The 12,034-nt window shown below is 61.6% G+C and carries 8 protein-coding genes; 4 read left to right on the top strand and 4 right to left on the bottom strand.

Annotation, left to right across the window (positions count from 1 at the left end; translation table 11 throughout):
- Positions 1–42: 42 nt before the first annotated feature.
- The 3 genes from NMG70_RS04085 to NMG70_RS04075 all read right to left on the bottom strand — a co-directional run bounded on the left by NMG70_RS04085 (position 43) and on the right by NMG70_RS04075 (position 1,861).
- The gene (locus NMG70_RS04085) at positions 43–573 is read right to left on the bottom strand and encodes an OmpA family protein (RefSeq protein WP_254023345.1); all 531 of its coding nucleotides are present in this window, start codon (positions 571–573) and stop codon (positions 43–45) included.
- A 321-nt stretch (positions 574–894) separates the two neighbouring features.
- The gene (locus tag NMG70_RS04080) at positions 895–1,488 is read right to left on the bottom strand and encodes a helix-turn-helix domain-containing protein (RefSeq protein WP_254023344.1); all 594 of its coding nucleotides are present in this window, start codon (positions 1,486–1,488) and stop codon (positions 895–897) included.
- 13 nt (positions 1,489–1,501) lie between these two features.
- Positions 1,502–1,861: a cupin domain-containing protein gene (locus NMG70_RS04075; protein ID WP_254023343.1), complete on the bottom strand. Its 360-nt coding sequence runs from the start codon at positions 1,859–1,861 to the stop codon at positions 1,502–1,504.
- Positions 1,862–2,053: 192 nt separating this feature from the next.
- Here NMG70_RS04075 and NMG70_RS04070 point away from each other — a divergent pair, with 192 nt between their 5' ends.
- The 4 genes from NMG70_RS04070 to NMG70_RS04055 all read left to right on the top strand — a co-directional run bounded on the left by NMG70_RS04070 (position 2,054) and on the right by NMG70_RS04055 (position 7,810).
- Positions 2,054–3,526 carry a tetratricopeptide repeat protein gene (locus tag NMG70_RS04070; protein WP_254023342.1) on the top strand — a complete coding sequence of 491 codons (1,473 nt, stop codon included), beginning with the start codon at positions 2,054–2,056 and terminating at the stop codon, positions 3,524–3,526.
- A 240-nt stretch (positions 3,527–3,766) separates the two neighbouring features.
- Entirely contained in the window at positions 3,767–5,551 is a 1,785-nt protein-coding gene (locus tag NMG70_RS04065; protein ID WP_254023341.1) for a tetratricopeptide repeat protein, read from the top strand.
- A gap of 606 nt (positions 5,552–6,157) precedes the next feature.
- The gene (locus NMG70_RS04060) at positions 6,158–6,958 is read left to right on the top strand and encodes an alpha/beta fold hydrolase (RefSeq protein WP_254023340.1); all 801 of its coding nucleotides are present in this window, start codon (positions 6,158–6,160) and stop codon (positions 6,956–6,958) included.
- A 279-nt stretch (positions 6,959–7,237) separates the two neighbouring features.
- Entirely contained in the window at positions 7,238–7,810 is a 573-nt protein-coding gene (locus NMG70_RS04055) for a DUF6931 family protein (RefSeq protein WP_254023339.1), read from the top strand.
- Between the two features lie 548 nt (positions 7,811–8,358).
- On the opposite strand, the gene NMG70_RS04050 is transcribed toward NMG70_RS04055, so the two are convergent.
- Positions 8,359–10,878 carry a caspase family protein gene (locus NMG70_RS04050; protein WP_254023338.1) on the bottom strand — a complete coding sequence of 840 codons (2,520 nt, stop codon included), beginning with the start codon at positions 10,876–10,878 and terminating at the stop codon, positions 8,359–8,361.
- Positions 10,879–12,034 lie beyond the last annotated feature (1,156 nt).

Genomic DNA, 12,034 nt, shown 5'->3' with positions numbered 1-12,034 from the left:
GATTCCACTTGGCTGCAAAATGCTCTAGCGCCCACGCTCCAGCTACTCAGTCCTTATCCGCATTTCCACCCGGCGGTTTACCGGATCGAATGGATTGGGGTTGCGCGGACTCGCTTCGCCCAGGCCTGTCGCTTTGATGCGGGCAGGATCGACGCCGTTGGAGGTGAGGAAGGTTGTTACCGATCTCGCTCTCCGTTCCGACAGCCCCTCGTTGTAGTCAGCCGAGCCGGTAGCATCGGTGTGACCCTCAACAACGAAGTTCAGAGTGCTCAGTCGGCTGTCCTTCAACGCCTTGGCGAACTCATCCAGTTCAGCGCGCGCAGTTGCATCGAGTTCCGCAGAATCCAGGCCGAAATTGATCAGCATGTCGAGGCTGGTTTTTTCGGCAGGCGCTGCTTTGTTCTTGCTGTTGCACTCTTCTTCGGTGCCGACGCAAATTCCACGCGGCGGGCCGAGCTCGCTCGCCGCGTCGAAAAACTTCACGATGTCTTCTGATTTCTGAAGCGGATCAGCAAAAGCATGGGTCGAAAAAAACGCGACCGTAAACACGAAGGCTAAACTGCCCAACCGCATAACGGTTACTCCTGTCTTGAGCATCGATTTCATCGAGTGCGGACAGTACCAAATTGCGAAGCGGTTGTCTGTCAAAACGTCGAGCATAGTGGGGGCAGTTGCATCTTGCTAGTCGTGAAGACCTGACGCTTGGTACATGTAGAAGGACGCGAGACGACCCTTTCCTGCCCTTCAGGATAGAACAAGCTAGGACCGCAAATCGGCCGAATACGGATTTTCTCCTGAACTTTGGCTCGTGATGCTGAGCGTCGGAACTGATGTTGTCGCTGCCCACCTTCTTTGGAGCCGGAATGCCATCCTCCTCACTGTTCCGCCTACCGGTCAGACCTGGCGAGCAGCATGGCCCCGACGCCAGGCCGCCGGCGGTACGCCATATTCGCGTCTGAACGCCCTGTTGAAGGCCACTTCGGATTTGTAGCCTACGTCGTATGCGATCCGCGCAATCGAATCGGCGGACTCTTTCAGCTGTGCAGAGGCTTGTTCCAATCTCTGCCGGACGATGTATCGCATAGGTGGTTCGCCGATGACGCGTGTGAAGCGCTCGGCAAAAGCCGAGCGGGACAGGGCGATCTCCCGCGCGAGATCTTCCGTGGTCCAACGCCTGGCAATCTGACCGTGAATGAGCCCGAGTGCGCGTCCGACGATCGGGTCACGCATTCCTGCTGCCAGGGAGCTGTCCAAGGGCGGCTGCGACGTGAAGTAGCGACGGACAGCCTCCATGAAGAGGAGTTCGGCCAGCTTTGCGAGGATTGCCGGCGAATGGGCACGCCCCCCCGCCAATTCCCTCGCGGCGAAGCGGAAATTGCTCTCTATCCAGGTTGCGGAAGCTCCGTCGGCGGCATCGAGCTTCAAGACATTCGGCAGCAGCGCGATGAAAGCGTTGTAGGGAACGTCACTGCCAAGGAAGCCGCACAAGATCTGCGTCGGCTCACCGCCCCCGCCGTAAACGATTCTCGCTAAGCCCCCGTCCGGCCCCGGTTGGATCAGATGATGGGAGTTTGACGGGCCGCAGATTCGAAGCACTTGCGAGCACGTGTTCGTCGTTGCGCGGCAGCACGATGAGTTGCCCACGCTCGACCACCATCGGCTGCTGACCGTCGACCTTCAAAAGACAGCGGCCGGCCGTAATATAGTGAAAACCGATGATGTGGCGTGGCTCGGGCGTGAAGGGCCTGCAATCTTCCGGGGCAATTTTCGAGGAGATACACCAGGACGCAGTGAATTCCGCCTCGAGGAAGACGCCACCTGTGAGGCGCATCGCCCGCACTATGTCCAGCAGGGCATCCACTAGGCCACATTCCCCTCATAAGCAGCGGATCGATTAAGAGTTCCGGCGCATGAGTCATTTCCTGCCCTTTCGCAACGGTCTAGCTTAGCACCGAAACCGAAGAACTGGCAGTCGATTGCCAAGCAAAGTCGTGCTGGCAATCAATGCGATTATGATCCTGATTGTCTAAGCGCCCAAGAGGAAAAAGCGATCGTGATTACTGACAATCAGAATAACGCCCTTTCAGGTGCCACGGTCGAGACCGTAAAGCTCTACAACGAGGCCGTGGAGGCTTTCAATATCTATCGCGGCGACCCCGTTGGCTTACTGAACCGCGCCATCGAACTCGCCCCCGACTTCGCCATGGCGCATATCCTCAAAGCGCATCTGTTCGGCCTCGCGACCGAACCTGGAGCGACGAAGGAAGCGAAGGCGATCGTCGCCAGGGTGAAGAGCCAGCGGCTTTCCGAACGTGAGGCCTCGCACGTCGCCGCGCTCGACCTCCTCCTCGAGGGACAGTGGACCGCCGCCGCCGTGGCCCTCGATCGTCACAGCGTGGACCATCCGCAGTCAGGCCACCTGATGGATTTCTACCGCGCAAACGCACGGGACTTGCGCGACAGGATCGCGCGGGCCCTGTCGAATTGGTCGGCGGACATGCCGGGCTATTCTATCCTACTCGGGATGTATTCGTTCGGCCTCGAGGAGACCGGCGACTATGGGCGGGCCGAAGACGCGGGCCGGCGCGCGCTCGATCTGCAGCCGCTCGACTGCTGGGCCCACCACGCCGTCGCCCATGTCATGGAAATGCAGGGGCGGGCCGAAGACGGCATCGGCTGGATGATCGCCCGCCAACCTTACTGGTCGGGCGACGACAATTTCTTCAAGGTCCACAACTGGTGGCATCGCTCGCTCTATCACCTCGATCTCGGTCAGGTCGATGAGGTTTTCGCGCTTTATGACGGGCCGATCCGGCAGGACCGCAGTACCGTCGCGCTTGACATGATCGATGCGTCAGCACTTCTCTGGCGCTTGCATCTCTCAGGCCACGATGTCGGTGATCGCTGGAAAGAACTGGCGGCGAATTGGGACATCCATGCCGATGGCCGCACTTATCCGTTCAATGACTGGCACGCGGTGATGGCCTATCTGGGCGCCGGCCGAGACGGCGATGTCGATCGGCTTGTTTCGGCTTACCGGAGCGTTGCAGAGGGATCCGATATCGCCGAATGGGGGCGAAGGACCGCAGTGCCTCTGATCGAAGGATTCGCGGCATTCTGGCGTGGCGACTACGAGAGGGCCGCCGATCGCCTCTATAGCACACGGTTCATCGCCAATAGCTTCGGCGGCAGCCACGCCCAGCGCGACGTCATCGACTGGACGCTGGCTGAGGCCGCAGCCCGCGGGGGCCTGACCCGCCTGACGGAAGCCCTCGCCAACGAGCGCTTGGCGCTGAAGCCCCACAGCCCCGTGAACCAGTCCTTCCTTAGGCGGGCTCGCAAGTGGCGCCGCGAGAAGGCCGAGGAGTTGATGCGCAAAGCCGGCTTCGGCTCGATCGAAATGCGCGAGCTGCCGCACGATGGTGGACGTGACGCGCCCGGCGCGGGCAAGGCAGACCTCGACCGAGGCGCTTACATGAGAGGTATTGGCCCGGACGTCCATCTCGGAGGCGCCCATGAAAGATAGAGTCTCGCCGACACACGTCGAACGGTTTCTAACCCAAGGGGGAATGAGCATTGTGATACAATCGAAACATTTCAGCACCGCTCAAGAACAACGACTGAAACATCCGGGGCGTAGATTCCAGGCAAGCGCGCCGATAGCGTCGCAACTGATCTGAAGACCCTCTTGGGGTATGATCGTCACGTCGGGGGCGCGCCGCCAGAACGTGACGCCGGCGCGGCCCGCAATCAATGGGAGGCTCACATGAAATTGCGCAAGTTCCTGCCTGGCGCGGGATGGACCGCACTCTTAGTCATAGGTTTCGGCGCAGGCGCCGCCATCGCGTATGCAGCCGGCGGCCCGGCCAGTGTTCAGCTTCCCGCCGCCACGCGAGTGCCGCTCCCGAAGGACCTGTCCATCGCGCACTGCGTCGCCGCGACGCTACCGCTCAAATCGCCCATCGCCGAGGCGGTCAAGGCCTACGAGGATGCCGAGCCGCCGCTTTGGGACAACCTCGGCACGCTCACCTGGCCGATCAGCACGAAGAACCCGGACGCGCAGAAATTTTTCGACCAGGGCCTGAGGCAGGCCGCCAACTTCAACCACGCCGAGGCGCGTCGCGCCTTCCGCAAGGCGCAGCGTCTCGATCCGGGTTGCGCGATGTGCTTCCTCGGCGAAGCACTTGTACTCGGACCCAACATCAACGTGCCGATGGACCCTGCCGCGAACGCACCGGCCGTCGCGGCGCTGAAAAAAGCACAGTCGCTCGCCTCAGCGGCGACCGACAAGGAGCGCGGCCTCATCGATGCCGTCGCCGCCCGCTACTCGGACGATCCCAACGCGGATCGCAAAGCCCTCGATGCGGCCTTCGCCGATGCCATGGCCGCCCTGTCCGACAAATATCCCCACGAACTGGAACTCGCCACGATCGCGGCGGAAGCGGCCATGGACACCCAGCCATGGGACTATTGGCAGCCCGGCGGCAAGGAGCCGAAGGGCCGCGCAGCTGACGCTCAGAAGCGGCTGGAAGCCGTGGTGACGAAAAAGCCCGACCATGCCTGGGCGATTCACCTCTACATCCACCTGGTGGAGGCTTCCGACCGCCCGGAGCGGGCCGAGCCCTATGCCGAGCGACTCGCCGCGCTGATGCCGGGTGCCGGGCACATCGTCCATATGCCGAGCCACATCTACCATCGGGTCGGCCGCTACGCCGACTCGCTCGCATCCAACGTCACCGCCGCAAAGGTCGACGAGACCTACATTGCCGATACCGGTGCGGTCGGTGTCTACCCGATCGGCTATTATTCTCACAATGTCCACTTCGTGATGGTCTCGGCGCAGCTTCTGGGTGACGCGCCGACCGTCTTAGACCAGGCTGAGAAGCTGGACACGCTGCTCACCAACGAGATCGCCGCTGCGATCCCGATCGTGCAGCCGGTCAAGGCGGCGCCTTATTTCGCCTGGGCGCAATACGGCGACCCAGACATGGTCCTGGCCAAGCCGGTGCAGGCGGACGCGCCAGCCTATGTGAAGGCAGTCCAGCATTATATGCGCGGCGCCGCCTTGGCGGCAAAGAAGGATATTACCGCCGCGCGCGCCGAGGCCGACGCCATTCACCGCATCGCGGCGGAGACCGACTGGTCGACCCATGACGCCTGGGGAATTCCCGCGCTGGCCGTGCTGCAGGTAGCTGAGGCAACGGTGCGGGCACGCGCGGCCGAGGCCGACGGTGACCTGGAGGGCGCCGTGGCGATCTGGAGGAAGGCCGCCGAGGTCGAGGACACGATCCCCTACATGGAGCCGCCCTACTGGTACTATCCGGTGAGGCAGTCGCTGGGCGCTGCCCTGCTGCGTACCGGCGATCCGGAAGAGGCCGAGAAGGAGTTCCGGGCCGCGCTCGACAAGGCGCGCGGCAGCGCCTGGGCGCTGTTCGGCCTCAAGGAAACGGCAAAGGCCAGGCGCGACAGTGCCGCCGAGGCCAAGGCCGCCGCTGAGCTCGCCAAAGCCTGGCGTGGCGACCCCGCCACGCTGACGCTGGAGCGGCTGTGACGGGCCGTTCCCGCAGGGGATTTCTCTCCCTCCGGTCAACGGCCGGAGGGGGATTTCACTTCCCGCAGGGCTGCCGGCCAAAAGTCCGATCGAGGCGCGCCGCCGTTCATCAGCGAGTCAGGCACCATGGCTTAATTGGATAGCCAGCAAAGGAGAGAGCAATGGGCGTCACCTCAGCCCAGTGGCAACCGCACCCGGATGTGGTGACGGCGTGGCAATACGCTACTCGGCCTCCACGCCAAAGATTGTGAGCGACTGTTAGGCCGAGGGACCACGCGTCCGCTGCGCGACGGTAGCGCGACATGCGAGCTCTGTGTCCTGCTGAAACAAACGAAACACTCTGGCGTCGATCCAGAGAAACTGCCGAAACAAGAACGGATTATGTCAGACGGAACTGCCGACCGCAGCAGCTTCCAACCGTTGGAGTGGTGCGAATGTTGACCTCGACGGGCGAAATGGGAGCAGCACGGTCCAAGGTGTGACACATATTCAAGAAGGCGCAGCCGTTGGTAAGCGGGTTGCGCTCGGCTGAAAGAGCGACATGGCAAACGCCCCGAAGATGTGCGGCCGGCTGGCAATTTCGACTCAGAAAGCGGAGTTCGGTTGATGGGAGACCTGCGATTCGCAACTGTTCGACTGGCGACGGGTCCACAGATTCACTACGCTGAACAGGGCAATGCTGACGGCGACCCGATCCTCTTTCTGCACGGGTGGCCGGACTCTTGGTTCTCGTTCAGCAGTATTCTGCCGTTGCTGTCGCATCGGGTTCATGCGTTTGTCCTGGATCAGCGAGGTTTCGGTGACTCGGAAGCGCTGGATGCCGGTTACGGGATCGACGAATTCGCCGCTGATGCTGTCGCGTTTCTCGACGCTGTTTCCATCGAGCGCGCCACCATCGTCGGACACTCTTTCGGAAGTTTCGTCGCGCGACACGTCGCGATCACAAATCCCGAACGAGTCGCACGCTTGGTCTTGATCGGCACCGGTGTGTCGGCCGCCACTCCGGTCACGCGGGAGGTTCAGGCCACACTGATGGAGCTACCAGACCCGGTGCTGGTGGAGTTCGCCCGCGATTTTCAGGCGAGCACCGCGCACGTACCCCTCCCCGAATCGTTCTTCGAACGGATCGTTGCCGAAAGCCTGAAGCTGGCGGCTTGGCGTTGGCGCGGCGTGCTCGACGCTTTGCTCGCTTACGATGACACGGAGCAACTTTCTCGGATTGTCACACCGACGCTCCTCATATGGGGCGAACGCGACGTGCTCTTTTCCAGAAACGATCAGGATCGCCTCGTGACCGCGATCCGAGGATCCAAACTGCTCAGCTACCCAGAGACCGGACATTGTCCGAATTGGGAACGGCCCCAACGCGTCGCAGCCGATCTCGAGGCCTTTATAGACCAGAGCTGATAAGCACTTCAGGCACGGGCGCGCCCTGTGCATGTTCTCGGTTACCTACGGCCAGTCGGTGTGAGACGTCTCCAGTGCCCAGTAGTTCAGCTGGAATGTCGGCTCCTGGCGCGCAATCCTGTCGTTCAGGTTAAACCTGCTGTGGGGCAACTTCCCACCCATTGCTGCAATTCGATTTGGGTATCAACCGTCAGATTTTGACCACTAGGGACTGGAGACTTGACCCGCGCCCCGTCCAGGGCTTCAGTGTCGATTGTTCCCTGGGGAAAGCGTGGCGCCATGGCCAATGAGCTTCGTTTCAAAACGGCACGGGACCTCTTCATGGCCTGCCCCGCTGCTTCCAGGGACATGGTGGCACTTCCGACCGAACAGCCTTCAATCGAATTTTGCCGCGCCCTCCTGGCCGGGCGGGTGCCCGAGGAGGCGATTACGTTCTGTGCCTATCTCCTTCCCGAGCGGGCTGCGGTGTGGTGGGCCCATGAATGCCTGAGCCACCTCACCGTTCTGCTCGACGGCAGGGATCAGGAATTGCTCGCATTTGTTCGTGACTGGGTCAGCGAACCGGAGAGCCCTCACCATCGCCCGGAAGTGAGCGAGGCTGCGGCAATGCCGCCAACAACGCCGGCCGCCTGGATTGCCCTGGCTGCAGGACGGCATGGCAACGGTTCAGCTATGGGGGCGCCAGCGCTATCGGCCTCGCCGCCAGCCGCCCGCGCTGTGAGTGCGGGGGTTCTGGCCGGACTGGCACGCGTTGCGCTCGAGGACCGCTTTTCAGTTCTTACCGCGTTTGTCGAAATGGGCATCCAGATGGCAGAGATCGAGGCGCTGCGCCAGTCAGCGGATGCGAGCTAGGGGCAAGTATGAAAGGATCGGACAGGCCTCAACCTAGACCATGAGCCTTTCCGAACAGAGAATTCGGGAGTCACCGTCTTACTCGCAGCCATCGTATGTGTCGCGTGTAGGCACCGCCTGCACCGAACGCAGTGGCCCCAATCGTCACGAAAGCGTAAAACTCCGCTCTAGCGCGATTTTGAGAAGGATGCTGAGGTCAGCTCAACGGTGGGCCGACATACGGTCGACTGGCGCTTGTCACCAGCCGCCTCCCCCGCCACCGCCGCTGCCACCGCCACTGCCACCCAGGGGAGCGATGACAGGTGGCCGGGGCTCGTCCGCAACCGTCACCACTTTCTTGGCGGCCACCGGTTTGGGAGCGCGATTGACGACCTTCGGCGCCGCGGCTCTGCGAACGACCTTCGGCGCCGGCGTGGGCGTCGCCACCAGCGGCGTCGGTTGAAGGGGTGGCCAGGATGTGCAGCCCATGACCCCCGCCAAGGCGATGGACAGAGTTATCCCGATTGTTGCCTGCTTCCGATTTCTGCCCACCATTGCCTCCTTGTTGATCAGAACAAATCCCGACGCGGATTGGCTTGTTCCCAGACCGCCCTGGCCACCTTCACCAGTTGCTTGTCGACAGAACCGCTCAACGGAATCTTCGACTTGAGTTCCCCACGCAGTTGCTTCAACGCCGCCGCTTTCGCCTTGGCCCCGAATTTCGCCAACGTCGCCCGGGCGTCCGGCAACTCGTTGCGAAGATCGAGCGCAACTGTGAATGCCAGGAAACGCACGGCGACGGCCTGGTCGGCCTGATCGCCCTTCTGCATCTCGAGAGCCGCGCGATCATAGGCGCCGGACTGGTCACCGCGCGAGGTTGCCAGTTCGAACAGACGTTGGGCTTCATCAAGGTTCTGCTCCACGCCAACGCCATCACGGTACATGCGCGCAAGACTGCCCGGCGCATAGGGCTGGCCGAGGTCGATGGCCTTCTGGAAAAGCTCCAGCGCAGCCTTCGGATCCTTTTCGACGCCCCTGCCGCTGATGTAGTTGCGACCGAGCAGGTTCATCGAATACATGTCCTGGCGCTGGACGCCGGCCTTGAGGAAGGCAACGGCACGGGCCTGATCGGCGGGCACGCCGTTGCGACCCTCGGTGAAGATCGCGCCGAGATCGTTCATGGCATAGGTGTGCCCCATCGATGCCGCCTTGAGTAGCAGATCCAGCCCCTTGCCGGTGTCGCGCTCGACGCCGAGACCATGGAACAAGGCACGACCCCATGCCGTCATGCCATAGGGGTCTCCCTTGTCGGAGGCCACTGCGTAGAAGTCGTTTGCCTTTGTGGGATCGACGGCCATCCCTATCCCGGATGAGGCGAAATAGCCGAGCTCGAATACCGCGCGCACGTGCCCCCTGTCGGCGGCCTGCTGGATGGCTTTCCTGGCCTGGTCGACCTTGCCGGCTGCAAGCAGCGCGCGTCCCAGCTCATAGCGGAAGCGGGCGACATCGGGATACGCCTTCACCGCGGCCTCGCACAGCTTCACCGCGTCGGCGCCGATTTCATTTGGCAGCAGGCCGGGGACCACGCCTTGAAGGTCGAGAGGTTCGCCGGCAGCCAAGTCGCACGGATCGACGCTCGGCGACAGTTTCATTTTGGCGGGTTTGGATACTGCGCTGTCCGCCCGAATTTCGAAGGCGATCTCGACCGGTGCGCTGGCTCCGATCTGGGGTTCATAGCGCAGTCCCTCGACTTCACCGACCGTCAAGCTCGATTCGGGCGACAGGGTCCGATCCGGCAGCGAGAGTGTTCCCGTTGCCGGATAGTTTGTGACTTTCAGGCTGACCGCCGCATCGTCTGTCGGGACATCCAGGTTCAGAGCAACGGCGCCGACGCCGACCGGAACGTCGACCTCCCGGTTCTCGATCGCCTCGGCCGCACCGGTGACATGAATGCCGCGCTGCAGCACCTGCTGCTTCTGCTCGGCTTCGAGCGCGGCCATCACCTGTTCGCCCTGGGCTCCTTCGCCGCTCTTGACCCGGAACACCAGCATGCCCTTGGCTTCGCCGCCCCAATTGTCGCGTGCGGCGTAGACCAGCATATCCATCTCTTCCGGCTCGCCAGTTCCCTTGGGGATATCCAACTGCAAACGCGGCAGATCCTTGCCCTGGATCAGTTCTCCCGCCTCGACGACCTTGCCGTCCAGCATCAGGCGTCCCAAGGCGGGCGGTCGATCGATGCTGACGGTTATTGTCCCGCCGTCGACCTCGACCGGTTGCGGCAGGTCCAGATCGACGGGGCCCGCCCCGGACAGCACGACCTTCTCCAATACCGGCGGCAGCGATGGGCGGCTGGTGCGACGCATCAGAACGACTTCGTCGATCAGCGAAGAGTTCTCCCAGGGAACCTGCAAGCCCTTGGTAGCCTCAACCACATCCCGGCGGACGGCCGACATGACCGTGCGGATCTCCTGGTTCGGGGCGAGCGCGCGACGAGAAAACGCCAGCGAAAATGGACTGAGGTCGCCGGCGCCGTCATAGGCGACCGCGCCGGGTTCGGTGGCGAAAGCAATCAGTGTATTCAGTGAGCTTCTTACTTGCGCAAGGCCGGTGCCGCTGGCGGTAAGAAGCTGGTCCCTGAGCCAATAGTCCTTGCGAGGGAATGGATTGTTGCGGCAGGCATCGAGGATGATCACCTGGATCTTCGATTTCGAACGCATCTGCTGCAGCACGTCGTTCAGCTTGATTGCCTGAACCTCGACGTCCGCCGCATCTTTCAACGAGGCATCGACAGGGATCAGGAAATTTTCGCCGCCGATCTGAAAGCCGTGACCGGAATAGTAGACGACAGCTACATCCGAGCCGTCCACGGCGGCAAGATAGTTGCGGAACTGATCTTCAAATTGCAGCTTTGTAAGATTGCTCGCGACGAAAACATCAAAGCCAGCCGCTCGAAACGTGTTGGACACGTCCACCACATCTTTGGCCGGGTTCTTGAGGGCCGAGATTTCCTGGTAATCGGAGTTGCCGATAACAAAGGCGACCCTTCGTTCGACTGCAGAAGCGTCGAAAGTCGTGACGCTTGCGAGCATCAAGGCCGCAACAAATCCGCAACGTCGGCGCATGGCAAATCCCTTAACCGCTGTTACCTGGCGACCACAAGAACACAGCTTGCAGTGCCGAGGACCGTTAGAGAGCATGCTATCTGCCGAGACAGAAAAGAGAGAAAAGCCGTCGCGACAGCGATATATTCCTCACTTGATCAAATCCTAAATTACATCAGAGGCCGAGTGTCCGCAATGATCGTCAAACGGTTTCTCAACTTGGCTATTTGCCCGTGGTCGACACAGTCCCCTCGGGCCACGCGCGGCCGGCATACCCTTGACTTGCGCACACGCATCACGCGTCAGGGCGCCTGAGGTTTTCCACTGCTAATGTCGGTCTCCCCGGATTTTCTCTAGCCACCATTTCCGCGACTCAATTAGCGTCTGCTTATGGAGCATCGGCACGCCATTCGACGGATCAAGGAAGGGCTTTGGGAGGTCTATGACATAGACGACAATAGGGTTGTCTTCGCAGACGGGGTGGCTCTGACAAATTTGCTGGATGAGGAGGCACTCGACGCCTTGGAGTTGCTAAAAGGTGGATTCCTGATCCCGAGCAGCGCTCCCAAGGACAGTTCCTTGAGTGGTACGCCGAGGCCCGCGAGACGGGGCAGTGAAGGCGGATAGCTGACACGCAAAAGCGCCGCCGCCTGGCGGGCTCTGGATGCGTTCGCTCGTCGATATCTGCCTCCCTGTTTCGGCCACGTCGCAGCCGCGATGCAGAAGCTGTAGATCAATTCGCGAGGCTCAGCGCGCCGCAGCGTGGCAAAACGAAAACACTCTCCCTCGTTTGGTTGATGCCTGAACAATGCTCCGTCCGTAAGTTCGTGCTATATATTAGCAGGAGCTGTTATGAGGTTTTTGCCCGTTCAGGAACCGACCAACACATGGGCCGTGTTCGATACGACCGTGGATGTGCCGGCGTACTTCGCCGGTATTTGCCTTATCGGCTTGCCGCGGGAGCGGGCGGAGTGGCTCGCAGCAAGGGCCAATCAAGATGCGTTTGCAAGAAGCAGCAGGATCGGCCGGCTATCGTCTCCGGAGACTGAGCACGCCGTGCTTCCCCTACGCAAATGCCAGAAATCGCTTGCGTCAGCAGGAGGGATTTCAACGACGGAGGAAGAGGCCGCTGCGTTGGCAGCCA

This window comes from Mesorhizobium ventifaucium, from assembly GCF_935822925.1.
GTDB classification, from domain to species: domain Bacteria; phylum Pseudomonadota; class Alphaproteobacteria; order Rhizobiales; family Rhizobiaceae; genus Mesorhizobium; species Mesorhizobium ventifaucium.
This window is presented reverse-complemented; position numbering and strand designations above follow the sequence as displayed.